General features: G+C 58.4%; 25 protein-coding genes and 1 riboswitch. Of the genes, 9 read left to right on the top strand and 16 right to left on the bottom strand.

The features are described 5' to 3' along the window. Positions 1-132: 132 nt before the first annotated feature. The 3 genes from AU511_RS04325 to dinG form a co-directional block, all read right to left on the bottom strand. The gene (locus tag AU511_RS04325) at positions 133-1998 is read right to left on the bottom strand and encodes a M3 family metallopeptidase (protein WP_094108886.1); all 1866 of its coding nucleotides are present in this window, start codon (positions 1996-1998) and stop codon (positions 133-135) included. A gap of 171 nt (positions 1999-2169) precedes the next feature. After that, entirely contained in the window at positions 2170-3141 is a 972-nt protein-coding gene (gene ybiB / locus AU511_RS04320) for a DNA-binding protein YbiB (RefSeq protein ID WP_094108885.1), read from the bottom strand. Positions 3142-3268: 127 nt separating this feature from the next. Continuing rightward, positions 3269-5374: an ATP-dependent DNA helicase DinG gene (gene dinG / locus AU511_RS04315; protein ID WP_094108884.1), complete on the bottom strand. Its 2106-nt coding sequence runs from the start codon at positions 5372-5374 to the stop codon at positions 3269-3271. Positions 5375-5575: 201 nt separating this feature from the next. Between dinG and AU511_RS04310 the strand changes: the two genes are divergently transcribed. From AU511_RS04310 to AU511_RS17630, 3 genes are all read left to right on the top strand, one after another. After that, positions 5576-5875: an AraC family ligand binding domain-containing protein gene (locus tag AU511_RS04310; protein WP_094108883.1), complete on the top strand. Its 300-nt coding sequence runs from the start codon at positions 5576-5578 to the stop codon at positions 5873-5875. A 122-nt stretch (positions 5876-5997) separates the two neighbouring features. Then, positions 5998-6141, top strand: coding sequence for a hypothetical protein (locus AU511_RS17385; RefSeq protein ID WP_167371997.1), 144 nt, complete (start codon positions 5998-6000; stop codon positions 6139-6141). A 120-nt stretch (positions 6142-6261) separates the two neighbouring features. Then, positions 6262-6369 carry a hypothetical protein gene (locus AU511_RS17630; protein ID WP_240503763.1) on the top strand — a complete coding sequence of 36 codons (108 nt, stop codon included), beginning with the start codon at positions 6262-6264 and terminating at the stop codon, positions 6367-6369. 118 nt (positions 6370-6487) lie between these two features. On the opposite strand, the gene bglX is transcribed toward AU511_RS17630, so the two are convergent. Together bglX and AU511_RS04300 are read right to left on the bottom strand one after the other, a co-directional pair. Next, on the bottom strand, positions 6488-8800 hold the full coding sequence (gene bglX / locus AU511_RS04305; protein ID WP_094108882.1) for a beta-glucosidase BglX: 2313 nt from the start codon (positions 8798-8800) through the stop codon (positions 6488-6490). A gap of 323 nt (positions 8801-9123) precedes the next feature. After that, positions 9124-10464: an aspartate aminotransferase family protein gene (locus AU511_RS04300; RefSeq protein WP_094108881.1), complete on the bottom strand. Its 1341-nt coding sequence runs from the start codon at positions 10462-10464 to the stop codon at positions 9124-9126. Between the two features lie 554 nt (positions 10465-11018). On the opposite strand from AU511_RS04300, the gene AU511_RS04295 reads away from it, so the two are divergent. After that, positions 11019-11795, top strand: a complete 777-nt coding sequence (locus AU511_RS04295; protein WP_094108880.1) for a DeoR/GlpR family DNA-binding transcription regulator — start codon at positions 11019-11021, stop codon at positions 11793-11795. Positions 11796-11903: 108 nt separating this feature from the next. Then, entirely contained in the window at positions 11904-12590 is a 687-nt protein-coding gene (locus AU511_RS04290; RefSeq protein WP_094108879.1) for a glutathione S-transferase family protein, read from the top strand. Between the two features lie 23 nt (positions 12591-12613). Here AU511_RS04290 and pbpG read toward each other — a convergent pair whose 3' ends face one another. Continuing rightward, positions 12614-13573: a D-alanyl-D-alanine endopeptidase gene (gene pbpG / locus AU511_RS04285; protein ID WP_094100182.1), complete on the bottom strand. Its 960-nt coding sequence runs from the start codon at positions 13571-13573 to the stop codon at positions 12614-12616. Between the two features lie 332 nt (positions 13574-13905). On the opposite strand from pbpG, the gene AU511_RS04280 reads away from it, so the two are divergent. After that, positions 13906-14583 (top strand): epoxyqueuosine reductase QueH, encoded by a 678-nt coding sequence (locus AU511_RS04280; RefSeq protein ID WP_026740554.1) that lies wholly within the window; start codon positions 13906-13908, stop codon positions 14581-14583. A gap of 99 nt (positions 14584-14682) precedes the next feature. On the opposite strand, the gene AU511_RS04275 is transcribed toward AU511_RS04280, so the two are convergent. The 3 genes from AU511_RS04275 to AU511_RS04265 all read right to left on the bottom strand — a co-directional run bounded on the left by AU511_RS04275 (position 14683) and on the right by AU511_RS04265 (position 17509). Further along, a complete protein-coding gene (locus AU511_RS04275; RefSeq protein ID WP_094108878.1) occupies positions 14683-15222 on the bottom strand; it encodes a class IV adenylate cyclase in 540 nt (179 codons plus the stop codon). Positions 15223-15607: 385 nt separating this feature from the next. Next, positions 15608-16543: a tRNA dihydrouridine(16) synthase DusC gene (gene dusC, locus AU511_RS04270; protein WP_094108877.1), complete on the bottom strand. Its 936-nt coding sequence runs from the start codon at positions 16541-16543 to the stop codon at positions 15608-15610. Positions 16544-16636: 93 nt separating this feature from the next. After that, the gene (locus AU511_RS04265) at positions 16637-17509 is read right to left on the bottom strand and encodes a helix-turn-helix domain-containing protein (protein ID WP_094100181.1); all 873 of its coding nucleotides are present in this window, start codon (positions 17507-17509) and stop codon (positions 16637-16639) included. A gap of 111 nt (positions 17510-17620) precedes the next feature. Between AU511_RS04265 and AU511_RS04260 the strand changes: the two genes are divergently transcribed. Beyond that, complete coding sequence (locus tag AU511_RS04260) at positions 17621-18523, top strand: DMT family transporter (protein WP_094108876.1); 903 nt, start codon at positions 17621-17623, stop codon at positions 18521-18523. Positions 18524-18571: 48 nt separating this feature from the next. Here AU511_RS04260 and rhlE read toward each other — a convergent pair whose 3' ends face one another. Continuing rightward, positions 18572-19930 carry an ATP-dependent RNA helicase RhlE gene (gene rhlE / locus AU511_RS04255; protein ID WP_094100179.1) on the bottom strand — a complete coding sequence of 453 codons (1359 nt, stop codon included), beginning with the start codon at positions 19928-19930 and terminating at the stop codon, positions 18572-18574. A gap of 486 nt (positions 19931-20416) precedes the next feature. Between rhlE and clsB the strand changes: the two genes are divergently transcribed. Continuing rightward, positions 20417-21661 (top strand): cardiolipin synthase ClsB, encoded by a 1245-nt coding sequence (gene clsB, locus AU511_RS04250; protein WP_094108875.1) that lies wholly within the window; start codon positions 20417-20419, stop codon positions 21659-21661. Next, entirely contained in the window at positions 21658-22641 is a 984-nt protein-coding gene (locus AU511_RS04245) for a lysylphosphatidylglycerol synthase domain-containing protein (protein ID WP_094108874.1), read from the top strand. Before clsB ends, AU511_RS04245 begins: the two co-directional genes overlap by 4 nt. 82 nt (positions 22642-22723) lie before the next feature. Here the strand turns inward: AU511_RS04245 and AU511_RS04240 are convergent, their stop codons facing one another. From AU511_RS04240 to moaA, 6 genes are all read right to left on the bottom strand, one after another. After that, positions 22724-23434 (bottom strand): Bax inhibitor-1/YccA family protein, encoded by a 711-nt coding sequence (locus tag AU511_RS04240; protein WP_094100176.1) that lies wholly within the window; start codon positions 23432-23434, stop codon positions 22724-22726. A gap of 110 nt (positions 23435-23544) precedes the next feature. Further along, complete coding sequence (moaE, locus tag AU511_RS04235) at positions 23545-24006, bottom strand: molybdopterin synthase catalytic subunit MoaE (RefSeq protein ID WP_094108873.1); 462 nt, start codon at positions 24004-24006, stop codon at positions 23545-23547. 2 nt (positions 24007-24008) lie between these two features. Continuing rightward, a complete protein-coding gene (gene moaD / locus AU511_RS04230) occupies positions 24009-24254 on the bottom strand; it encodes a molybdopterin synthase sulfur carrier subunit (RefSeq protein ID WP_094108872.1) in 246 nt (81 codons plus the stop codon). Continuing rightward, on the bottom strand, positions 24251-24733 hold the full coding sequence (gene moaC, locus AU511_RS04225) for a cyclic pyranopterin monophosphate synthase MoaC (protein ID WP_094108871.1): 483 nt from the start codon (positions 24731-24733) through the stop codon (positions 24251-24253). Before moaC ends, moaD begins: the two co-directional genes overlap by 4 nt. Then, the gene (moaB, locus tag AU511_RS04220) at positions 24730-25254 is read right to left on the bottom strand and encodes a molybdenum cofactor biosynthesis protein B (protein ID WP_094108870.1); all 525 of its coding nucleotides are present in this window, start codon (positions 25252-25254) and stop codon (positions 24730-24732) included. The genes moaC and moaB overlap by 4 nt, the downstream gene beginning before the upstream one ends. Positions 25255-25286: 32 nt before the next feature. Further along, positions 25287-26276, bottom strand: coding sequence for a GTP 3',8-cyclase MoaA (gene moaA / locus AU511_RS04215; RefSeq protein ID WP_094108869.1), 990 nt, complete (start codon positions 26274-26276; stop codon positions 25287-25289). Further along, positions 26264-26409, bottom strand: a riboswitch (molybdenum cofactor riboswitch). Its footprint overlaps the gene before it by 13 nt. Between the last annotated feature and the right edge of the window lie 48 nt (positions 26410-26457).

Below are 26457 nucleotides of genomic sequence, written 5' to 3'. Positions count from 1 at the left end.
GTCATCATTCGTCATCGCGTGGCGCGGATTAGATAAAGTCACAGAAAAAGGCCAGTCTGAGAGGATGGAAGACTGGCCGACACGGCGGAGATAACGCCGGGGAGGAAAGCAATAGCAACGCGGGTATGAGCGTTATTTCACGACCGGGTACTCGCGTTCAATTTCAGCGGCAAATGCCTGACACATCGCCGCATCGCCCTGGCGATTATCGGCCAACACCCGCTCGCCGTCGACGACGCGGATCTGCGCCTGCAAATCGAAATCCGCCGCTGGCTGCGGACGGGCCGCTGCTGATGTCATCATGTCCTGCGCCTCCTGCCATGCCTGGTCCACCGTCATGTTGCACGCCTGAGCCAGATAGTCAGGATTGAATCCCTCACCTGTCAGGCTGCGCAGTGTCTCATCGTGGCTGACGCTGTTGCCCGGCTGCCAGTAATGGCGAGCCAGATCCGGACCGATAGCCGGGTTATCCGTAAGGTAGCCGTCGCGACGCAGGAAAAAGGCTCGAGTCTGCTCGACGGCCATCAGCGCCAGCAAATAGCCCTGATATGAGCACGCCGACTCCATCGACAGCAGATGTGGAATGGCCATCGTCGGACGCGGACTGCCCTCAATGCCGATAATGCGTTGTTCCGTTTCCCTCGCCAGTCGGGTAATGGCTTCCGGCGTCAGCTGCGCATCTTCCCACTGATACAGCTGCCATTCGAAGTAAGGCACCAGCAGAATGTGGCGCTCATTGAAGGCGCGCATTGGTTGGCGCGTACGGATGTCTTCCTGAATCAGCGCGTCGGGGATCGTCTCGCCGCTGCGGCTGTGGGCATAACGTTTCAGCCAATCCGCATCTTGCAGCAAGCTGTCACAGAACATGGACTGAGTTTCCGCATACGCCATGGACGTCGGCGGATACTCCTGCGCAAAACAGGGCGCATTCTGGCGAATATTGGCGAAGTGCGCGGCGTGCCCGCCCTCATGAAACAGCGTGTTGATACCGTGCGCCCCGCTGCCGACCTGATCCGGTTTCGCCAGGCTGGTGAAGTTGATGCGCGCCGGGATCCACTGCCCCTGATTCACAAACGGCGGCACCGGCTGGTGCATAAAACCGTTCTCATACTTGCCTTTTCGCACCAGCAGATCGAGGTTCAACTCCGCACCGTTGAAACCGATATGCAGTCGTTTGAAGCTGTCGATCCAGCGCGCCAGCGAGGCGGCGAAGGGAAAATAGGGATCCAACTGACGTGTCACGTCGCCTGCGCTGGCGTAGCGAATGTTCCACGGCGACAGCGCTGCCACGCCCTTTTCCGCCGCCAGTTGTTCCAGACTGTGCTGATTGGCTTCACGCGTCTCGGCTTCGAATCGGTCGAGAATAGCGAACAGCTGCTCCGGCGTCATACGCTCGGTTTTGTTCACCTTGTAGTCGAAATAGTTGCGATAGCCCATTTGCCGGGCAAAGCGGTTGCGCAGCTGGACCAGCTCAGGGAACCCATTGTTCAGCAGCCACTGTTCCAGATCGCGCAGCGCCTCCTGCGAGCTGCGACGATAACTTTCGTTATCGTTCGTCGCCTGATTGGTCAGCAACTCGCCCAGCGAGGCGGAGACACGTTCGCCGTCGGCGTTCAAGTGAGTCGGTTGATAGGTCTGACGACGCGCATACAGATCGCTTTCCGCCGCAATCAACGCCTCCATCAGCGTCTGGGCTTCCGGATCCTCAATCACGTTGCAGTCAAAAAAGTGATACCACCCTTGCAGTCCGTGAAGCAGCGCCTGCTGCTGCGCTGATTTTGGTAGCGCCTCCAGCGCCGAGATCTGTTCACGCAGTTCCGCCAGTTTCTGCGGTTGGGCGATAAATCGCTTATAGGCGCTCTCTGCGGCGGAAAATCGCGCTGCCACCTCATCGTCGCCAATGCCCATATACAGCTGCCAAAACAGGTCTTCTTTCGCCTGATGGACGGCGAGGTAGTCGCTATTCAGCGCGTTGAAATACTCCACTATTTTCTGCATGGCTGCTCCTTAACGTCTTTACTGGTTCAGGCGCGGCAGCCGCTTCCCGCTACCGCGCCGCCCTGATCCCACCTCTGTGATTAAACGGCCGTTCTCTTTGGAATGATTCTTTCCAGCATAGGGCGCCGCGGCGTCACGGGCGCAAAGCACGGAGCCCTTCACGACCGACGGTCACGCCGCCAGCCGCCGTACGACTTCGTCAACGCCCTGCGCCAGTGAATCGGCTTCGCCGCAGCCGATCAGGCAACAGGCCAGCTGCATGATGATCGCCTGCGGCACCGATTGCTCGCCCGTCAGACAGGCGGATGTCCACTGCGCCGTCGCGACGGCATCGGAGGATGCGGGCAGTGCCGACCGTTCGATAATCATATCCTGACGGGCTTGCAGCAGCTGTTGCTGCTGGCGATGAATGAAATAGGTTTCAGGGAAGCGCCGGGGATTGGCATAGACTTCGCCCTCCGTCCCCGGCATCAGCAGCGCACGTCCGTCGATATCTTCGAAAAACGTGCCGAGCCGCGCGATATATTCTGGATGCGACACGCTGGCCAGCCGCAGTGCGGCCGAGGGCCCGAACGGCGTGGCGACTTTCGCCAGCGTATGCGCGCTGTTGCGTACGCCCATCCGCCAGCGCATATTCAGTTGTCGCGCCATCGGCGGGCAGAGCACGTCGATAGGCAGGAACACCAATTCGCCACGATCCAACTGCCGCTGAGCGGCATCCCGAGACTCCGCCGGCGCCACGCCCAGTTCTTGCAGGATGGCGCAAGTGGTCACGCGCGTCGGATCGGCTCTTACCCCCTGAACCACGACCGGCAGCCCCAGCTTATGCAGCAACAGCGCCAGCAGCGGAGTCAAATTGGCCTGTCTACGCGCGCCGTTATAGGTGGGGATCACCATTGGCAGCGGACGTTCGGCCGGCGGCGTCAGCGATAAAGTCTGAGCCGCCATCGCCTGATAGAAACCGCGCATTTCCGCTTCCGCCTCGCCTTTGATACGAAAGGCGATCAGCAATCCGCCCAGTTCCAGCTCCGGGACGGCATTGTTCAGCATCGCCTCATAGAGCGTGCGCGCCGTCTCTTGATCCAAATCGCGGGCATGATTTTTCCCTCGCCCGACCTCTTTAATGATTTTGGTGTAATCCATGACGTTTCCAAGCGTTAACACGAATCGTTTGCAGTGAAAATAGCATGTTTTACCCCATTGAGCAGCGTTTGCCGCTCGCAGCAGAGCGAATGCGCGGCGGCTGTCCGAGCGGCGCTGGCAGGGAAAATCAGGAGGCGGGCATATCCCGCTGTTCGATGGGGAAGACTGGCAGCGCGGCCAGCAGCTGAGCGCCATAGCCTTTGGTCAATAGGCGGCGGTCGTAGATGATGATTTCGCCGAAACAGGTATGGCTACGAATCAGTCGCCCCACCTGCTGGATCAGGCTAAATGACGCGCTCGGCAGGCTCTGTACCACAAACGGATGCCGCTTCAGACTTTTCAGCCATTCGCCCTCGGTCAGGATCACCGGGCTGTCGATCGGCGGGAACGCAATTTTGTGAATATGCACCTGCGAGAGCAGTTCGCCTTTCAGGTCCAGCCCTTCAGAGAAAGACTGCAGCCCGATCAGTACGCTGGTTTGCCCTTCTTCGACCCGTTGGCGGTGAAGCTCCACCAGCCGATAACGCGGCTTGTCGCCTTGCACCAACAGCATCAGCCGCAGGTCGGCGACCTGGGTCAGAAACTGCTGCATCGCGCGCTGACTGGCGAACAGCATCAGCATCCCTTTGTGCGCGTCTCGCTTCAGCTCGGCGCGGAAGAAGCGCGCCATTTCGGCAATGTGGTTTTCTTCCTGCGCCATCAACGGTTCATAGCGCATTTTAGGGATCACCAGCTTGCCCTGATCGCGATGATTAAAGGGCGAGTCCAGCGAGATAAAGGTATCGCCGTCCTCCTCGCCCAGCCCCGTTAACTCCTTTAGCCGCGAAAAACTGTTCAGCGAACGTAGCGTGGCGGAGGTAATCACCACATGGGACAAGTTGCGCCACAGCAGACGGTCAAGCTGATCTGAAACACGGATCCCCGCGCAATGCAGGTAAAGATGCAGCTGGCCGTCGCGCACTTCCCGCACCAACCACTTGGAAACCGGCGCCTGCGAGGCCTGCTCCAGCGCGGCGAGCCGCCATAGCTTGCTCTGTGACTCGAAGTAGCCCAGCAGCCGACTCATGCGCAGCATCGTCTGATGAAGCCGCACCACATCATGCTTACCGGTTTTTTCCGCCAAATCGTTGAGCATATATTCCGTCAGTCCTCGCAGACTGTCGGTCAGCTTGAACAGCCGGGAACACAGCTCGCGCATCTCATCGGGCAATTTGCCCATCGGAAAGCGGTAGTCCGCCGCAGGCGACGCGGCCGGTAAAAACAGCGTGCTCATACGCTCAAACGACTGAATCAGCTCCCGAACTTCGGCGCAATGCTCAGCCAACCGGTCCGGCTGGCTGAGTCGAGGCGGCGATTTAGGGGAGAACTGCGCCAGACATACGCCCATCTGCTGGATGAACTGATCCAGCTGATGCTGCACCGCGCCTATCGTTACCTCGCCCGACATCTCCAGCGCATCGCGGGCGACGTCCGGAATATGGTGGCCCTCATCCAGCACCAGCAGCAGGTTTTTGGCGCTCGGCAGGACCGAATCGCTCTCCATGGCCGCCATCACCAGCGCATGATTGGTGACCACGACATCCGCGTCTTCAATCTCGCGCCGGGCCAGAAAGAAAGGACAATCGCGATAATAGTGGCAGTTGCGTCCCAGGCAGTTGGCCTTGTCGGTGCTGAGCCGACGCCACAGCCCATCGCTGAGCGTTTTCTGGTGGTGGTCGCGCAGGCCGTCCCACTTCCCGGTGTGCAGATCTTTTTCCAGCTGCGCGCAGGTCTCCTGCTCTTCACGGCTTGACGGCGCCTGTTTTTCGTCCAGAAACAGCAGCAAATCGCCCTGCGCTTCAGCATCGGTCGCCAGCACAGACAGGTTGCGCGGGCAGACGTAGCGGCCCCGGCCGAAAGCGGCGGTAAAGGTCAGATCGGGGATAAATTTGCGCAGCAACGGCAGGTCTTTGCTGAAAATCTGGTCCTGCAACGCCACATTGGCGGTGCTGACCACCAGCGTCTTCGTCTCCGCTCTCCCCACCGCAATACCTGGGATCAGATACGACAACGTTTTACCTACGCCGGTCGGCGCCTCTATCGCCAAATGACGTGGGTAATCACCTGCCAGCGTACGCGCGACCTCCGCGATCATCTGCCGCTGCGGCGGGCGCGAAACGAAGTCGGGGATCTGTTCCTGCAAGGCCTTGTACCACTGGCCTATCTGCTGTTTGATTGCGGGGGAAAGGGTCATGCCTGCTCAACATCTGATTTCATTCGACCCGTATTGTCCCACAGACCTCCCCCCTGCGTCAGCCTGTAATGCCGCGACGCGGCGCGACAAAAACGCCGACACGGATGAGGTGATAGGCCGATTTATTCTTCCAGCCGACCGCCAAGTCCCTGATCCGAAACCTGCAACAACGCTATTGGTTTTCTCCCCAATTCCCGTTTCATGTCGTTCCACCTGGCGGAGCCGGCCGTAAAAAGGCATAGCCATGCACGGCTGTCCGTAGGCTGTCTGGCACCCGGCAGCGCACAATGCCACGTAAGAGAACAGGATTATTGGCTTAACGCGGGCGACATTGTCGTCATTCCGCCGTGCCTGCCGCATAGCTGTAATCCGCCGCCGGAGCAGTCGCGCAGCTATCACATGCTGTACCTCGATGCCGCATGGTATGAATGCGAGCGCAACGCCAGCCCACAAAACCCACCCAATAGTGACATTGTCACTTACCGCTATTTCAACACGTGATGAAGATTACCCACGACCTTCACGCATCGATGCTGGAGCACCTGAAACGCGATCTGCAATGCCTGTTTGCCACCCTGACGACCGGGCTACAGCAGGGGATCTGCGGAACATAGAGGGTGCTGGTGGTACTGGTATGGGATGTATCTATCGTTACGCCGATTGCGCGCCCGTCGTTGCAACGCCGTCTCATAGGGTCGATACATTGGCTGGAGCGCGCCGCGGGCGTTGACCTGTTCGGAGCGGGCGCTTCCCTGCTGCTTAGGTAAACCAACACACTCGCCAAACTCGTCGCGGTATGGATGTCGAGTGATGACCCCACACGCCTTCAGCTTGTATCCCCAGGGTTAAAATCTATAATCGCAGAGGACCCATAAAAGGATAAGCGGATGAAGTTAAGCAAGCTGTGCGCAATCGGCGTATTTGGGCTGTTCGCGCTGGGGGGAATTGGCGGGGTAATGCTGGTCGGTTATATCGTCCTGACTTCCGGCGCCTGACGGTCAGCCGAAGGGCATTTCTCACCCCCCTCCTTCCATCACGACGTTGCCCTGAATCCAGAGAGGCATTCAGGGCAACGGTTTTGATGGCCGCGATTCCCGGCGGCCGCGCTCAAGGTTACAGCAGCGTAAAGCGTTGGCTTTTCACCCGCTGCGAATCCAGACCTATCATCACATCGAAATCGCCTGGCTCGACGACCTGTCGCAGTTGCATGTTGTAAAACATCAGATCCTGCGGCGTCACCGTAAAGCTGACGGTCTGTGTCTCTCCCGGCTGCAACATCACCTTGCGATAGCCCCGCAACTCTTTCACCGGACGGCTTATCGAAGCGACGACATCATGCAGATAGAGCTGTACGACCGTCTCCCCCGCGCGCTTACCGGTATTTTTCACGCTGACGGAAGCCGTCAAGGTGCCGTTGCGCGGCATCACCGGACGAGATAGCCGCACGTCGGACACATCGAACGTGGTATAGCTCAGCCCATAGCCGAAGGGATAGAGCGGCCCGTTGGCCTCATCATAATAGTGCGACGTGTACTTGCCGGGATTTTCCGGAGTATAAGGACGCCCCGTCGGGAGGTGATTGTAGTAAATCGGGATCTGCCCCACCGACCGCGGAAACGACATCGGCAGCTTGCCCGACGGGTTGTAGTCGCCGAACAGCACATCGGCGATGGCGTTGCCTCCCTCGGTGCCGCTGAACCAGGTTTCCAGCAGCGCATCCGCCTGCTGGTCCTCGCGCACCAGCGACAATGGCCGCCCGTTCATCAGCACCAGCACCAGCGGTTTGCCGGTCTTTTTCAACGCGTCGATCAGCGTCTTTTGACTGTCCGGCAGCGTGATATTGGCGCGGCTGGAGGCTTCATGCGCCATCCCTTGCGCTTCCCCCACCACGGCGACGACGACATCGGCCTGTTCCGCCGTCCGCACCGCCTCATCCAGCATGACCTGCGGAGTGCGCGGATCCGTTTTCACCGCCGCTTCATACTGGTTAAGATACTGAACAATCCCTGCATGGTCCGTCACATTCGCGCCTTTGGCATACAGCAAGCGCGCCTTGTCGCCCACGACGTTGCGCATCCCCTGATACACCGTGACCGACTGTGCGGCGACGCCTGCGGCGGACCAACTGCCCATGATGTCGCGTTTGCTGTCGGCCAGCGGCCCGATGACCGCAATGGTGCCCCCCTTCGCCAGCGGTAGCGTATTGAGCCGGTTTTTCAGCAACACCAGACTTTTCCGTGCGACGTCACGCGCTTCCTGCCGATGCAGACGGCTTTCCGCATTGGTGTCCGGCGGGTCAGACTCCGCCGCGCCCAGATGACGGTACGGATCCTGGAACAACCCCATATCGTATTTGACGTTCAGAACCTGCCGGCAGGCGTCATCGATATCCCGTTGGCTGACCGCCCCCGATTTCACCAGCTCGGGCAGATAGCGGATGAAATACTCATCGCTCATGCTCATGCCAATACCGGACTGCAACGCAATGCGCGAAGCGTCGCGCGGGTCAGCCGCCACCCCATGTTTGATCAGCTCCTTAATCGCGCCATGATCGCTGACGGCGATGCCCGTAAAGTGCCACTGGTCGCGCAGTAAATCTTTCAGCAGCCAGCGGTTGGCCGTCGCCGGTACGCCGTTAATGCTGTTCAGCGAGACCATCACGCCGCCGCTGCCGGCATCAATCGCCGCTTTGTAGGGCGGCATGTAGTCCTGAAACATGCGCTGCGGACTCATGTCGACGGTGTTGTAATCCCGTCCGCCCTCCACCGCGCCGTACAGCGCGAAATGTTTGACGCTGGTCATCAGCGAATGGCGCGACGTGAGATCATCGCCCTGAAACCCGTTGACCATGATCCGCGCGATGTCGGCCGTGAGCCAGGTATCTTCGCCGAATCCTTCGGAGACGCGTCCCCAGCGCGGATCGCGGGTGATATCCACCATCGGCGCCCAGGTCATATTCAGGCCGTCCTCGGTTGCCTCATAGGCGGCAACGCGCGCCGACGCGGCAATAGCAGCCTCGTCCCATGTCGAGGCCAGCCCCAATGCGATCGGGAAGATCGTGCGCTGGCCATGCACAACGTCATAGGCGAAAAAGAGCGGGATCTTGAGGCGACTGAGCTGCATCACCTGATCCTGCATCGCACGGATATCCTGGCGAGTCACGGTATTAAATATCCCGCCGACCTGTCCATTGCGGATCATCTCGCGTATGGCGGCCTTGGGATTATCCTTGCCGACGCTGATTAAGCGGAGCTGACCGATCTTCTCTTCCAGCGTCATTTTCTTCAGCAGATCGTTGACGTAGGCATCACGCTGCTGCGAAGAGGCGGTTAACGCGGTCGTGGGGGGCGTGAGCGCCGTCGTCTGTGCGGCGGCAGGATGGCAAGCAATGCCTATTGCGATCGTCAGTGAAGTCAGCCATTTCATTATGTTTACGGACCTAATCAATCCCGTTTCAGTCACGCGTGCCAGAACTCAGGATACAGTTGGGGACAGAGGAGTCATCGGCATTTCCTCCCGGACAATCAGAGGCGATGTTCCAACCTAGCTACCATGTGGACAATGCGGTTTTTCCGCGCTTAATCATAGTTGTTTTCGATACGAAACTTTATCGGATTGTAGGATAAATAGGAGGATTTACCTGAAAAAACAACGTGTAATAACCGGGAAATGGGGCATGGGGAGAACGTAAGAAAGTGTGTCGCCCGACCAAAGCCGGGCGACAGGCTGAGCATAAAAACCGCGGGCGGTCAACGACGGGCGCGCGTCAGCGCTTTGTCCAGCCCCCCCACCAGCCAGTCAATGTCTTGCGTCTGGAATGCCAGCGGCGGACGCAGCTTGAGGACATTGCCGTAGGGCCCGGCGACGGAGGTCAGTACCCGCTCTTCCCGCAGGTGTTCAATCACCGCCAGCGCCAGTGGCTTATCCGCCGTTTTCTTCTCCCGGTCGCTGACCAGTTCAAAACCGATAAACAGCCCCGCACCGCGCACGTCGCCGACGCACCCGTGACGCTGAGCCAATGCCGCCAGTTCCCGCTTGAGAAGCGCGCCGACGGTTTTACTGTGTTCTTGCAACCCTTCATCGCGAATCACTTTCAACACCGCCTGCGCGGCGGCCATTGACACCGGGTTGCCGCCGAACGTGTTGAAATAGGGGATCTCATCGCTAAAAGCAGCCAGCACGTCGGCCTTCGCAAACAGCCCGGAGACCGGAATGCCGTTCCCCATCGGTTTCCCCATGGTCACAATATCCGGCACGACGCCGTGACGCGCGAAACCCCAGAACGTGTCGCCGGTGCGAGCGAATCCCGGTTGAACCTCGTCCGCGATGAAAATACCGCCGTTGGCGTGCACCACGTCGATGGCCGGTTGCAGGAAACCGATCGGGGCTGGCAATACGCCGTCCGATGAAAATATGGAGTCGGCCAGAAAGCCGGCGAACTTGATGCCGTGCGAGGCCATATCATCGATCTGTTTTTGAATTTCGTTGGCGAACCAGACGCCGAGATCGGGCGCGTTCACCCGGTAGCGATCCGGCGCTGGCACCAGGCGCGTAGTAGCCGCCAGCGGCTGTCCGCTGCCGAGCGCGGGAGACGCGCCAGAAGTCAGATCGCTGGTGCCGTGGTACGCCTCCTGACTGACGATGATGCCGGTGCCGCCGCTATAAGCGCGCGCCACGCGGATCGCCAAATCGTTGGCTTCGGAGCCGGTACACATGTACATGGCTTTGGTGATCTCAGGCGGCAAGGTCGTCAGCAGATCTTCGGTGTAATCCAGAATGCGTTCGTGCAAGTAGCGGGTGTGGGTATTCAGCTGGCTCATCTGCTGTTGCACCGCGTCGATCACGGCGGGATGACAATGACCGATGCTGGCGACGTTGTTGTAGACATCCAAATACTGTTTGCCGCTCGCATCCCACAAATACTGACCTTCGCCGCGTACCAGATGCACCGGATTGCGGTAGAACAGGCGGTAGGAATCACCGAGCACTTTGCTGCGTTTGTCGGTGAGTTGGCGGATATCCTGACTCAGCGCGTCGGCGTGTTCCGCTCGAAAGCTGTTGGTATCCATGATGGTTGAACGTGTCGACATAAAGACTCCCCCTGAGAAATGAGCTATGGATCTGGTCTACGCCGCCCGCTGGAGAGCCGCACTGAACGATCCGGTAGGGGCCACTGTATACCAAAAGCAATAAATTACACAAACGCAAAAATATGCACTATTCTGGTGCCCTTAAATGAACAACCAGCAACCACCGCGTTCGATTTTTTGTGTTTTTAGCACGGGAAAACTACGCTCAATTTGTGCGTTTTCCCTTAGCCAGGTTCAACAGGTGGCATTCGCTGTGGCTATATGATTGATACTCGGAGGCGTTACTTCGCATCTTCGTCATTAAGAAGCACACAAATATGCACAAAAACACACAACCCTATTCGACCATCTCCCTATTACGCCTCCTACTGCCCGCGAAAAAGGCCATCGGCGCCCGGCAATAAGGGAGTGCAAAATGCGCGCTAAATGGTATTGTGCGGCCGCCGGATCGGCGCATCATAAACGTTCCAACGGGCTTATCCGGCGCAATGGCGGAAGCGCCCCGCCGATTGTGAATACCATTAGTGGGTGTATTACCCTCAGGAAAGAATCTCATGTTAGAAGAAACGCGGTTGCACCGTATCCGTGCATTACTGTCGACATTAAACCGTGTCAGTACAGAGCAGATTATTCAACATCTCGGCGTTTCGCGCGAAACGGTACGGCGGGACATTCTGAAACTCGAAGCCAGAGGAATGCTGCGACGCGTACACGGAGGGATCGTCGCCACAGGGCCCGAGCCGGAGCCGCCGTTGTCGATACGCCGTACGGTGCGAGAAAAAGAGAAGCAGGCGATAGCCCGCGCCGCAGTGCAACAACTTCAGCCGGGACAAACCATCTTTGTCGATGCGGGAAGCACCACCACGCTGCTCGCGGACGAACTGCTGTCCATGCCGGGGATGACCATCATCACCAACAGTCTGAACGTCGCGCTCAAGCTGACCGCACAGGAAGCCGAGGATCGTCTGCTGCACGAAGTGATTCTACTGGGCGGCCACGTAGGCCCCGCCATCCAAGCCACCAACGGGGCGCAAACGGCCAACGAGCTGCGTCGCTACCGGGCCGACGTCGCCCTGATGTCGCCCGTCGGCATCTCCAGCGCCGCGGGCGCCAGCAGCTTCTCCCACTCCGAGGCGGCCATCGCCAGCGCGATGATCGAATATGCCACGACCTCTATTATTCTGGCCGATCACACCAAAATCGGGGTCACCAGTCGTGTGGTTTATGCCCCGATGTCGCAAATCGATAAAGTGGTGACTGATGCCGCGGCTGAGTTCAACCGGGACTTTTCCGCCCTGCAGGAGAGCTGCCAACAGGTGATACTCGCCTGATACCGCACACTTGAAGATGGGCGCGTTGTGTTGTCTGCGGTCGTGAGGCATAGTGATTTTCCCCGTGACACCCTATACCCGAATGCTATCTGCTAGTGAGGTTCCGTCATGTATCAGCTGTATATCGCCAATAAAAACTACTCGTCCTGGTCGCTACGGCCGTGGGTGCTATTGCAAGAGCTGGATATTCCGTTTGAGGAAACGCTGGTGCCTTTTTCCCCCGGCATCAGTCAGCCCGCCTTTAAGACCTTTTCCCCTTCAGGCAAAGTGCCCTGCCTCGTCGATGGCGAGCTTACCGTTTGGGATTCTCTGGCGATCGTGGAATATCTGGCGGAACGGCATGAGGGCGTGTGGCCAGAAAACGCCGCCGCTCGGGCATGGGCGCGGTGCGCCTCGGCAGAGATGCATTCAGGATTTTCCACTCTGCGCGAAGTGTGCGGGATGAACTGCGGCATCCGCGTCAAGCTGCATGAGTTGACGCCAGCGCTGCAACGCGACATTGAGCGACTGAATCAGCTCTGGGAAGAGGGGCTGACACGGTTCAAAGGGCCTTTCCTGGCCGGTGCGCAATTCAGCGCCGTCGATGCGTTTTACGCCCCAGTGGTCTTTCGCATCCAGACCTATGGCCTGCCGTTGACGCCGCTGGCAGCGGCGTACTACGCCACCCTGCTGGCGCTGCCTGCCATGCAAGAGTGGCAGGAACAGGCGCGATTGGAACCCTGGCGGGAGCCGCAGCACGAGGCCACCTGGGCAGAGCACGGCAAGCTGGAGCGGGACGAACGCACGACCGACTGAGTCAGCCGCACGGTCGGCCGAGACTACTGTGCCGACGTCAGCGCGATAGGCGTTGAGGGACGCGGCGACGAGTTTTGTGCAATCGCCTTTTGTTTCTTATAACTCAACGCGGCGGGCGGCACTGGACTGATCTTGCCGCTCTCCAACCAGTTGCGCAGCCGGTTGGCATCCGCGAAGTGGGTATATTTGCCGTACGCATCCAACACCACTAGCGCGACCGGCCGTTGATTAATGACCGTCCTCATCACCAGACAGTGACCCGCCTCATTCGTGAAACCGGTCTTGGTCAATTGGATATTCCAGTCGGGACGGTAGACCAGATGGTTGGTATTACGGAACGGCAGCGTATAGGCCGGATGGGCAAAGGTCACCATTTTCTCGTGCGTGGTGCTCAGCTGACTAAGCATCGGATATTGTCGGCTGGCCACCAACAGCTTGGTCAGATCACGCGCCGTAGACACGTTTTCCGTCGACAGCCCGGTCGGTTCTACATAATAGGTATGCATCATGCCCAGCGAGCGGGCTTTGGCGTTCATTGCGGTGATGAACGCCTGATAACCGCCGCGGTAATGATGGGCCAGCGTGGCGGCCGCCCGGTTTTCGGAGGACATCAAGGCCAGCAGCAGCAGGTCATGGCGGCTTGCTTCGCTGCCGAGACGTACGCGGGAATAGACCCCCTGCATCTCTTTCGTGTGGCTGATATCCACCGTCAGCATTTCGTCGAGCGGCTGATTAGCATCCAGCACCACCAGCGCCGTCATCAGTTTGCTGACGGACGCGATCGGCACGACGACGTCTGGGTGGCTCGAATACAACACCTTATTGTTCAGTAAATCGACCACCATCGCGCTGCCGGAGGCGATCTCCTGATGCGAAGCGGCCGATGAAGCCACGGCCGTTTTGGCCGCCACAGGCGAGGCGACCCAGACCGATGCGGACATCAGCACCAGACTTAACAGTGAAAGCTGTATTTTTTTATTCATTATTCAGTAGCTTATAAATTGATTTGGCGGAATAGGTTTGGGACGACCCGGGCATTATAGTGTTGGCCCTCACCCTGCGCATCCGGACAGCGGTAAAAGCTTTGTGACAAAGTTTGACAGGCCGTTGCGCGGTGGTTCGCCGTTTTGATAGGCAGATTGCGCTGGCATGCCTGGGCGCATCCCGATAACATCATGCCCGGCTAAACGTCGCCTCGGCGGCATCTTCATTTTCGCCCGAGATCGTCGCTGACGATCGATTGTAATTGTTATTGCGATAGTTAATAATTTATCTCAATAAGGTTAATTTCTTCTCATTATTAGTGGATTGCTTTATGTCCAATGCGCACCCCGTCAAAACCTTTCAACGCCCGAAACTGGAGCTGCCTAATGAGGCGGATAAGCTGCTGCTTCACTCCTGCTGCGCCCCTTGCTCCGGCGAAGTGATGGAGGCATTGAGCGCTTCCGGCATTGATTACACGATCTTTTTCTACAACCCGAACATTCATCCTCAGCGGGAGTACCTGATCCGCAAAGAGGAAAACATCCGCTTCGCCGAAAAGCACGGCGTTCCGTTTGTCGACGCCGACTACGATGCGGATAACTGGTTTGACCGTGCGAAAGGCATGGAGTGGGAACCGGAGCGCGGCGAACGCTGCACCATGTGTTTCGATATGCGTTTCGAACGCGCGGCGCTATACGCGCATGAAAACGGCTTCCGCGCCATCAGCAGCTCGCTCGGTATTTCCCGCTGGAAAAACATGCAGCAGGTCAATCAGTGCGGCATTAATGCCGCGCAGAAATACCCTGACGTGGTGTACTGGGACTATAACTGGCGCAAACAGGGCGGCTCCGCGCGCATGGTCGAAATCAGCAAGCAGGAGCGCTTCTATCAACAGGAGTACTGCGGCTGCATTTATTCTTTGCGGGATGCCAATAAACACCGTAAATCACAGGGACGGGATATCATCCGCATCGGGAAACTGTTTTACGGCGACGAACCCACTTCCTGATGCGTCCGGCATTTCTCATTGTGCTGGGTTGTGTGTGAAGCGGTAGTCCAAAGATCTCGCGCTGCTCGAACGAGAGCAGCGCGCTTTCAGTCCAACAAACTAATGTCCCAATAATTGGCGGTAGGAGCGATATTCGATATTATCCAGCAGTAATCCCAACCCCAGCGCACAATCCTGACATTTCTCACCCAGACGGTCTAATTCCGCTTCGTGCTCCGTCATACAGGATATTCCGACGTAATGACCCAGCGATTCGATATAATCCAGCGTGATTTGAAAAGTATCTAGAAAATAAATACTTCGCGTTTTATTCACTTCAAATACCTGCTGAAATCCCAGCGTTTTCAACATACTGTCCGTACGTTCAAACGACTCGACGTTAACCATCTCGCTGCAGCCAGGGCGCGGGCCTCTGACAATCCACAGTTTGATGCCGGACGGCACCATACATCGTAATAACATGCTGATATTTTTATGACTTAGCGATTGTTCCGCCGTGTCGTAATAGGTATCGCTTTCTTTATTTTCAAAAACGAAAGACTCAGGATGGTGACTGAATAAGCGCTCGCGAAACGCGGCAATATCCTGAATATTGAACTTTAATGCGACCTCATATTTTCCTCTGAAATGTTCAATCACTGGCTTCCTCCGTTACAGGCAATCCTGGCTAGAAAATTATTCCCAGAAAGAAACGTGTTTTAATTAATCGGTTCATTGCGGCATTGCCATGAATAACAGCGGTATATAACCGTAAACGCCTTATTTCGGGCTAAATATTGACGAACAAAAGCGGCGCTGACCTCAACGCCGAATAAGGCATTGAGACAGGCGGCTGTGATGGCGCATTTGTACGCGCTATGAATGTCGCGGCTATTATCAACAAAAGTCTGAGTTTGCGCTAATGACGTCTAGATATAACGATCTGGGTGAAAAGTCCTATCGCGAGAACAGGCAAAGCACAGTCTACTCCAGAGTAAAACATCGTACGGCAGGGTTGAAAAACTCGCTGACAAGCAAGGAAAGATTAATGCGCCGCGTCGATAACGCGGGCGATGGCGCCGGAGGACGTCAGTGCGCGGACTTCGGCGAACAGTCCGGCGGCTTCGTCATACTCTTTGCGCAGGTAGCCGAGCCACTGTTTGATGCGCGCGACATGGTACAGACCGGTATCGCCCTGCTTTTCTAGCCTCACGTACTTTTGCAGCAGCCGAATCACGTCCGGCCATGGCATCCGGGGTGCGTTATATTTGATGACCCGACTCAGGTTCGGCACGTTCAACGCTCCACGGCCCAACATCACCGCATCGCATCCCGTGGCCTGCATACAGGCCTGTGCGCTGGCATAATCCCAGATTTCGCCGTTGGCGATCACCGGGATGGACAGCCGTCGGCGGATCTCGCCAATCGCCTTCCAGTTGATGCGCTCCGCCCGATACCCGTCCTCTTTGGTGCGCCCGTGCACCGCCAGTTCCGTGGCCCCCGCCTGCTGCACGGCGTCGGCGATTTCGAAACGATGGCTGTCGGACGCCCAGCCCAGCCTGACTTTCGCGGTCACCGGCATCGTCTCCGGCACCGCCGCCCGCATCGCCTTGACGCCCTGATAAATCAGTTCCGGATCCTTGAGCAACGTGGCCCCGCCGCCGCTGCCGTTCACCAGCTTTGAGGGACAGCCGCAGTTCAGATCGACGCCGAAGGAGCCCAATTCCACCGCGCGGGCCGCATTTTCGGCCAGCCACTGCGGGTGCTGTCCCAGCAGTTGAACACGCACTCGCGTGCCCGACGGCGTGCGGCTGGCATGACGCAGTTCGGGGCACAGGCGATAAAAGGATTTGACCGGCAGCCGTTGATCGACCACGCGCAGGAATTCCGTAATACACAGGTCGTAGTCATTGACTTCAGTCAGCAGTTCACGGACCAGAGAGTCCAACACCCCTTCCATCGGGGCCAGCAGCACGCGCATAGATATCATTCAGCTCAGATCAATTTCGGCCCGCAATGGTACTGTCAGCGGACAAGCCAACGCAACGGAAAACACCGACCCATGCGGCTCCCCCTATCCACTTTTTTGCCGCATCACCGAAGGCGTGATGCCGTACGCGGCACGAAATCGCTGACTGAAGTGGCTGGAGGAGCTGAATCCGCACGCCAACGCGATATCCGTCATTGGCAGCGCGGTATCGCGAACAAGGTGATACGCACGTTCGAGGCGGGCCTGCATCACAAACTGATGCGGCGCCATTCCCTCGCTGTGACGAAACATGCGCGCAAAGTGAAATTCACTCAGCCCGGCCTCGGCGGCCAGGTCCGCCAGCGTTAGAGGCTCCGCCAGCCGCGCGTCGATCAGCGCCCGTAGGCGTTGACGAACCCTCGGCGCCAGTCCGCCGCGTACCGTCGGCAGTGCCCACTGCAACTGGGTGTAGCGGCGCAGCACATGAGTCATCAGCAGCGTCGAGGCCGTGGTCAGCGTGAGTCTGTCGGCGGCGTCTTGCCAGCTATGCCGCAGCAGAAAATGTCTGTACAGGCTGGCAATCTGCGGATCGTCGCCGAATACCCGCTCTTCCAGCTGCAAGCTCGCCGGGCTGCGATCCCAAATCTGTTCGGCCAGATCGCGCAGGTGCACGTCGGTGTAATACAGGTGCACAAACTGAAGATCGCTACGGATATCCCAAGTGGAAATGCTGTGTTTCGGCATCAGACAAAAGCGATCCGGTCCGCCGCCGTTAAACCAGCCGTCCGCCCGTTTATGGTAGGACTCATAGCCTCCGGCGACATACAGGCTTAAGGTGTGATGATGGGTATTTTCAAGCGTGACGCGGTCGTGGCAGTTTTGCCATGACGCCAGACAGACGCCGTTGTTGAGATCCACCGAATCCCGCAAACGCGTTTTATAGTGCTGCAAAACGTCCAATGCCTCATAGCTCGCCATAATGTCCTCTAAAAAACCGCAATGTGATGGTAAACGGCGCAAAACCGTGACAGCGCGTCCATCGCGCCCTGCTGGATACTGAAGGGTATCAGCCTCTACAGAGAATCAACCATGAATATCCTGCTCTATTTGCTCGTCGTCCTAATCTGGGGAACCACCTGGCTGGCGATCAGCCTGCAACACGGAAGCGTCGCCCCGGAAGTGTCGGTGTTTTGGCGTTTCGCCATCGCGTCCGCGCTGCTGCTGTCATTCCTCAAGCTGACCGGCCGTTTACGGCCCCTGCCGTGGCGCGGACACCTGCTCTGCCTGGTGCAGGGCGTGACGGTTTTCGGCATCAACATGATCTGTTTTTATCACGCCATTGTCTGGATTTCGAGTGGTCTCGAATCGGTGATTTTCTCGATGGCGGTGTTGTTCAACGCGTTTAACGCCCGACTGATGCTGGGGCAGCGACTGACGCGCAATGTGTGGTTGGCTGCGCCGCTGGGGTTGGCAGGCATCGTCCTGCTGTTCTGGCACGATCTGATGCAGATCAACGCCGGTTCACACTTACTACAGGGGGCCGGATTATGCCTGCTGGCGACCTACTGCTTTTCACTGGGTAACATCATCAGCCTTCAGCACCAGCGGCAGGGGCGCGACATTATGACGACCAATGGCTGGGGCATGGGCTACGGCGCGCTAACCGTGGGGATCACTGCCGTGATGATGGGCTATGTCTTTACGCCCGAGTTGACGGCGCGCTATCTGGGATCGCTGAGCTATCTGGCCGTCGTCGGCTCGGTCATCGGCTTCGGAGCTTATTTCCTACTGGTGGGGCGAATCGGCGCGAGTCAGGCGGCGTATGCCACGCTGTTGTTCCCGCTGGTCGCGCTATCGCTTTCAACGATATTCGAAGGGTATGAGTGGCGAGTGAATGCGGTGATCGGTCTGGTATTGATTCTGGCGGGTAATGCAGTGATGTTTTATCGTCCACGCCGTAAAAAGACGCTGACGTTCCGCCCGGCGCATTGAACAGACGCACGAACGAACAGGCGGCCCGAAGGCCGCCTGTCACACAAACTAGGCTTTGGACGCCGGTTTGTGGCTTGGCCGAGCGCGACGAGCCTGGCCGTCACGCGCGCCGCCGGAGCGAGGAGCGCCCTGACGAGCCGGACGACCGCCCTCACCTGCGCCGCCGCGGTGATTACCTTGACGCGCACCGCCGCCGGCACGCGGGGCAGACGACGGACGACCGCCGCGGCCGCCCTGACGACCATTCTGAATCGGATCGGCCTTGATCGTCGGGTCTGGCTCATAGCCCGGCACCGCCATCCGCGGGATCTCACGCTTCAGCAGACGTTCGATATCGCGCAGCAGTTTGTGTTCGTCCACGCAGACCAGCGACAGCGCTTCGCCGGTGGAGGCGGCTCGACCGGTACGGCCGATACGGTGAACGTAATCTTCCGGTACGTTCGGCAGCTCGTAGTTCACAACGTGCGGAAGGTGGTCGATGTCCAGACCACGCGCCGCGATATCGGTCGCCACCAGCACACGAATAGAACCATCTTTGAAGTTAGCCAGCGCCCGGGTGCGTGCGCCCTGGCTCTTATTACCGTGGATCGCCGCGGCAGTGATGCCGTCTTTTTCCAGCTGTTCAGCCAGATGGTTGGCGCCGTGTTTGGTACGGGTGAAGACCAGCACCTGACGCCATTCGTTTTGACCAATCAGCTGAGACAACAGTTCGCGTTTGCGTTTTTTGTCGACCATATGCACATGCTGCGTCACCAGTTCTGACGGGGTGTTGCGACGCACCACTTCCACAGAGGCCGGGTTGTTCAGCAGAGAGTTGGCCAACCCTTTGATGTCATCGGAGAACGTGGCGGAGAACATCAGGTTTTGACGGCGAGTCGGCAATTTCGACAGCACGCGACGGATGTCGTGGATGAAGCCCATATCCAGCATACGGTCCGCTTCATCCAGCACCAGCACCTCGACCTGAGACAGGTCTACCGCGTTCTGGTGTTCCAGATCCAGCAGTCGACCCGGTGTCGCCACCAGAATATCCACGCCGCCGCGCAGTTTCATCATTTGCGGATTGATGCTGACGCCGCCGAACACGACCAGCGAACGCAGGCTCAGGTATTTGCTATAAGACTGAACGTTTTCGCCAATCTGCGCCGCCAGTTCACGGGTCGGCGTCAGGATCAGCGCACGAACCGGGCGACGACCTTTCGACAGGGGCTTCGAGCTGAGCATCTGCAGCAGCGGCAACGTAAAGCCCGCCGTTTTGCCCGTACCGGTCTGAGCGCTGGCCATCAGGTCGCGGCCGGCCAATACCAGCGGGATCGCCTGACTCTGTACCGGCGTCGGCTCACGATAACCCTGCTCTTCCACGGCACGTAAAATATCGGCGCTCAGGCCGAGAGATTCAAAAGACATATTGAGAACAACTCCAGATCGACCCTGACCGGACAAACGTCGGCGTAGTTTCCAGGGCGATAACAAGATGGGTTTCGGCGCGACGTCCGGTGTGCGTACGCGATGCGCTAACCCAGATGAATGGGCACAAACTACGGTGCATAACTGCCAATGATTGTATCAGGAAATGATGACTATCAGGGATTTTTCTACCTGCATCACACTTTAAGGAGGAAAACCCGCCGCCCACTGTGCCTTTTTGTCGATTAACGCTATCTCTGCCCCAGTCTTAGCGCCATTTTCCCTGTTTGCCGCCACGGCGCTCACCGCATTGGACCGCGGGTTCATTGCCGCCTGCCTGACACCTGACGACACGCCGGAGACCGTCCGATCCTGCTGAATTTAGGATGGATCTGGGTACGTCGTCTATGCCAAAGTCTATACTTTGTCACGGGCAAGCCCCCGCTATCGGCGGTTCGCCTTCCAGCGCTATCGGGAGAAAAATGGATGAAAGCGACATGGCGTGATGACAATCAGTTCGAGCTGCTGATCAACGGCGACGCTTTCTACCCCAGCGTTTTTTCCGCCATTCGCCAGGCCCGGCGCCAGGTGATATTGGAAACCTTCATCTGGTTCGAGGATGAGATCGGCACCGCGCTGCGCGACGTGCTGACCGAAGCCGCGCAGCGCGGCGTCAGCGTGGATGTTTTGGCGGACGGATTTGGCTCGCACGATCTGTCCGCTGGCTTTCTGGCGCCGATGACGGCGGCAGGCGTCCGCGTCCGCTTCTACGATCCTCGCCCGCGACTGCTCGGCATGCGCACCAATCTATTTCGTCGTCTGCATCGTAAGATCGTCGTGGTCGACGGCGCGGCCGCGTGGGTCGGCGGCATCAATTACGCCAGAGATCACATGACCGATGCCGGTCCGGAAGCCAAGCAGGACTATGCCGTCAAAGTCCGTGGACCGGTGGTGCAAGACGTTTATCGCTATGTCACGGACGTTTTGGCCCATGAAGCGCCGCCGAAACGCTGGTGGCAAAGCCGCTTCCGGCGCCCCGTCCGTAACCGCCATCCGGGAGACGCGCAGGCGCTGTTCGTCATTCGCGACAACGCCTCCCACCGCGACGATATCGAAAAACACTATCTCTCGATGCTGCGTCAGGCCAAACGTGAGGTGGTGATCGCCAATGCCTACTTTTTCCCCGGCTACCGTTTGCTGCGGTCGATGCGTAAAGCCGCACTTCGCGGCGTGCGCGTGCGTCTTATCGTGCAGGGACAGCCCGACATGCCGATCGTCCTGGTCGGCGCTCGCATGCTGTATCACTACCTGTTGCGCGCCGGCGTGGAAATCTACGAATATCGCCGCCGCCCGCTTCACGGCAAAATCGCGTTACAGGACGATAAATGGGCCACCGTTGGCTCCAGCAATCTGGATCCGCTAAGTCTGGCGCTGAATCTGGAGGCCAATCTGGTGATTCATGATCGGGCTTTTAATCGACAGCTACGCGAACATCTGCAAGCGCTGATGACGCAAGACTCCCTGCGCGTCGAGGCAGACCAGTTGCCTAAACGGTCCTACTGGAGGCTGATGCAGAACGTGATGGTATTTCACTTTTTGCGTCACTTTCCAGCATGGATAGGCTGGTTGCCCGCACACACGCCGCGACTCAAGTTGCTCGGCCCGGAAGCGACGTCGCCGACCAACGCGACGACAGAGGAATTACCCCAACAGGAGATCACGCGATCATGAAGGTCAGTCGCCGCAAGAAGAAAACGCTACTCAAGAAGAGTGTCGCCGCGCTATTTCTCATTGCGGTGGTCGTGCTGCTGGTCATCTTTGCGCAGAACGTGGATTGGACAGAGGTGCTGCATGCGATCCTGGCCTACAACCGTCAGGTGGTCTATCTCATTGCCGGTCTGGTGGCGATCAGCTATCTGTTGTATGGCGTCTACGACCTGCTTGGACGCGCCTACTGCCGCCACCCGCTTCCCCGCCTGCAGGTGCTGCTGGTCTCCATGATTTGCTATGCGTTCAATTTCACGCTTGGCGCGTGGGTGGGCGGCGTCGGCATGCGGTTTCGGCTCTACTCACGGCTGGGACTGAAGAGCAGCACCATCACAAAAATGTTTTCCCTCAGCATCGCCACTAACTGGCTGGGTTATATCCTGCTCGCGGGCGGCGTATTCGCCTTCGGACCGTTGCATATGCCGGGGAACTGGGTGATTGGCGATGTCGCCCTCCGCCTGATCGGCTACACGCTGCTGCTGGTGATCACAGGCTATCTGTGGTCATGCGCCTTTTCTCACCGTCGTCGTCTGTCGTTTCGCGGCATGAAGTTTTCGCTGCCGTCGCTGAAAATGGCCTGCTTGCAGCTGCTGGTTTCATCGCTGAACTGGCTGATTATGGGTGGGATTATCTGGCTGCTGCTGGGGCAAAAGGCCGATTTTATAATGGTTTTCGGCGTCCTGCTGATCGCCAGCATCGCCTGTCTTGTCGCCAATGTCCCTGCGGGCATCGGGGTGCTAGAGGCGATATTTCTGGCGCTGTTGGCAGGCAGGCCGTTCACTCATGGGGAGATTATCGCCGCGCTGTTGGCCTATCGGGCGCTCTACTACATTGCCCCGCTGATCGTCGCGCTCGGCCCTTACCTGTGGTTGGAAGGCCGCGCCAAAAAACTACGGGCGCAGAACCGGCAAGTGCTGGCGGAGCTGCCGGAAGAAACGCGCTGAACGGTATCACCGCCTGGCGCTTAAGCACAAAAAAACAGGGAGCCTAAGCTCCCTGTTTTTTTTCATTCGCCCTAACGTACGGTTAGCGGCGGTTGCCCAGCAGGCGCAGCATCATCAGGAACAGGTTAATGAAGTCCAGATACAGCGTCAGCGCGCCAACGATGGAGTATTTGCGGAAGCCATCTTTGTCATCAGGAGACAGCTGCTCGCCGATATTTTTCAGCTTCTGCGTATCGTAGGCGGTCAGCCCGACGAACACCACCACGCCGATGTAAGTGACGGCGCGCGTCAGCGCATCGCTTTTCAGCCAGAAGTTGACCAGCGTCGCCAGCAGGATGCCGATCAGCCCCATGAACAGGATGCTGCCGAGACCGCTGAGGTCACGTTTGGTCACATAGCCGTAGAGGCTCATCGCACCGAACATCCCCGCGCTGATGACGAAGGTGCTAGCGATAGAGCCGCCGCTGTAGACGATGAAAATGCTGGACAGCGTTAATCCGGTCAGCGCCGAATAGAGCATGAACAGACCGGTCGCCACCGTTCCGCTAAGACGGTTCACCATGCCGGAAATCACGAAGACCAGGCCCAGCTGCGCGATAATCAGTCCGTAAAAAGTGATCTGACTGGAGAAAACCAGATTCAGTACCGCGGGCGTATTCGCCGCATACCAGGCGACAAACGCCGTCAGCAGCAGGCCACAGGTCATCCAACCATAAACCTGCGCCATATAGGTCTGCATACCGGTGCCGGCACGCTGAACAATCGAGTCATTGGAACGTGGATATCGATCCATGATGCTTCCTTTGTGTTGAGTAAACGATCCCAGGCAAATAATTGCCCTCCGAGCTAAAGTTTACCACAAAATCGGCGGGCAACCGCCCCGAGCCCTAATGCCGATGAAGACTAGTCGGTCGTCCATCGTTTGGCGGCCAGACGATCGCTGTCCCGCGAGGCCACCCACCGCTCGCCCTCATCCGTTGACTCACGCTTCCAGAACGGCGCACGGGTTTTCAGCAGGTCCATGATGAACTCAGCGGCGTCGAATGCCGCCCCTCGGTGCGCGCCCGTTACGCCCACGAATACGATTTCATCGCCGGGATAGAGCGCGCCGATGCGATGCACGACGCTGATGCGTTGCAGCGGCCAGCGTTCACGCGCTTCCTCGACGATTGCCGCCAGCGCTTTTTCAGTCATGCCGGGGTAATGTTCCAGCGTCAGGGCGCTCACGTTATCGCCCAGATTATGGTTGCGCACTTTGCCGGTGAAAGTGACGACCGCGCCATCTTCCTCACAGGCAGCCAGCCAGGCATACTCGTCGCCCACGCTGAATGCCGCTTCTCCGACCCGAATACGGGTGGCTTTCATTTTCATCCTCCCGTCACCGGCGGGAAAAAGGCGACCTCGTCGCCGTCACGCAACGGAGAGTCCATCGGCACCAGCGTCTGATTCACCGCCGCCAGCAGCTTGCCGTCTTCCAGCGCCAACGCCCAGCGGTCACCGCGTTCGCACAACGCCTGCCGCAGCGCGGAAACCGTTGGGAAGGTCGCAGGCAGCGTCTCGCGATCTGTTCCCACCAGCTCCCGAACCTGAGCGAAAAACAGGACCGTGATCATGCATCCTCCGCCCGAAAATCGCCGGACTTGCCGCCGCTTTTCGCGATCAGCCGCACCGGGCCGATGACCATGTCTTTCTGCACCGCCTTGCACATATCGTAGATAGTGAGCGCCGCCACGGAGGCGGCCGTCAGCGCTTCCATCTCTACGCCGGTCTTGCCGGTGAGGCGGCACAGCGATTCAATCCGCACGCGATGGTGCGCCGGCTGCGCTTCCAGCTCTACAGCCACGTTGGTCAGCAACAGAGGATGACACAGCGGGATCAGCTCCCAGGTCCGTTTCGCCGCCTGAATACCGGCGATGCGCGCCGTGGCGAACACATCGCCCTTGTGATGGCGGCCCTCGATAATCATGGCTAGCGTTTCAGGGGCCATGTCTACAAAAGCTTCAGCGCGCGCTTCGCGCACCGTGTCGGCCTTGGCGGAAACATCCACCATCGCCGCTTCCCCGGCGGCATTGATGTGCGTTAGTTGCGTCATGGTTTTGATTGTCTTTTCAGATGTGGGTGGACATTGCAGGGCTTCTGGCGCGCGTCCAACTGTTCTTGCAGAACGCGCTCCCAGGCGGTGCGGCAGGCACGGGTGGAACCGGGCATCGCAAAGATCACGGTGCCGTTCGCCAGCCCGGCCAGCGCGCGCGACTGCACCGTCGCGGTGCCGATATCTTCATATGACACCATACGGAACAGCTCGCCGAACCCGGCCATTTCACGGTCAAACAGTACGCTAATGGCCTCCGGCACTTTATCGCCCTCGGTGAAGCCGGTGCCGCCGTTGATCAGCACCACCTGCACGTTCTCGCTGGCGATCCAGTCAGAAACCCGAGCGCGGATCTGATACAGATTTTCCGGCACGATGGCGCTGGCGACGATGTGGTGTCCCGCTTCCTGTGCGGCTTGACGCAAATAGTCGCCGGAGGTGTCGTCAGCTTCGGTCCGGCGCGAAGACACGGTCATCACCGCAATTTGCAGCGGGATAAATTCTTGACTGGGCTTACTCATACTCTCTCCTTACAACTTGGTTCTCTACGGTTTCACCCGCCAATAAAAGATAAATTGGGCGTGATGCCGCTGTCGCCCTCGTGCAGAAAATGCGTCTCTTTTTTCTGCCTCAGGCCGCCCGCGATGCGGTCTTGCAGCGCCGTCAGCTGGCCGTCGTCCGCCAGCAAATCCCGCAGCGGGATCCCCTGCTCGCCGAACAGGCACAGATGAAGGTTGCCTATCGCCGATACGCGCAGCCGGTTGCAGCTCTGACAGAAGTTTTTCTCATACGGCATGATCAGTCCCACTTCCCCTTGATAGTCAGGGTGAGCGAACGTCTGGGCGGGCCCATCGCTGCGCTGACGCGCCTGCGGTTGCCAGCCTTGTCGCAAGAGGCGATCGCGGATCGTCTGGCCGGAGACGTGGTGACGGCGAAATAGATCGCGCCCTTCACCGGTTTCCATCAGCTCAATGAAACGTAGTTGTATCGGTCGCGGCTTAATCCAATCCAGAAAAGTGTTCAGGCTGCCGTCGTTGACGTCCCGCATCAGCACGGTGTTGATTTTGACCTTGGGGAAGCCTGCGGCAAACGCGGCGTCGATGCCCGCCATGACCTCACGGAACTTGTCCTGTCCGGTGATGGCGTGAAATTGTCGTGCGTCGAGGCTGTCTACGCTGACGTTGATGTGAGTCAGACCGGCTTCGCGCCAACGCGCGGCTTCACGCGCGAGCCGATAGCCGTTGGTGGTCACGGCGAGGGTTCGGATCGACGGATTTTCCCGCACCGCCGCGATGATGTCGATAAAGTCACGGCGCAGCGAAGGTTCGCCCCCCGTCAGCCGCACCTTTTCCGTCCCCATTGCGGCGAACGCCCGACTAACGCGCCGGATTTCATCCAGCGACAGAAAGCGACGTGGCGTCGCGCCTTGGGGACGGTAGCCATCGGGCAGGCAGTAGGTGCAACGAAAATTGCAGACGTCCGTAATCGACAGGCGCAGGTAGTAGAACTTGCGCGCAAATGCGTCGGTCAGTTGATTCACCATAAACACCTTTCCAAATACGGGAGATGCGGGCATTTCTACCGCGCACCCTGGTGGCCGAACGGGCCACGGCCTGAGCGCCCTATCACGCGACCGGGCATAACGTAGGCATTCAGGCTAGGAGTTTTGATCTCGCTGCCGCCGTGTGTGAGGGCGTCAGAAAAACCGTGATTTCAGCATAGAG

This window comes from Lonsdalea iberica (genome assembly GCF_002111585.1).
In the GTDB taxonomy this organism is placed as follows: Bacteria; Pseudomonadota; Gammaproteobacteria; order Enterobacterales; family Enterobacteriaceae; genus Lonsdalea; species Lonsdalea iberica.
This window is presented reverse-complemented; position numbering and strand designations above follow the sequence as displayed.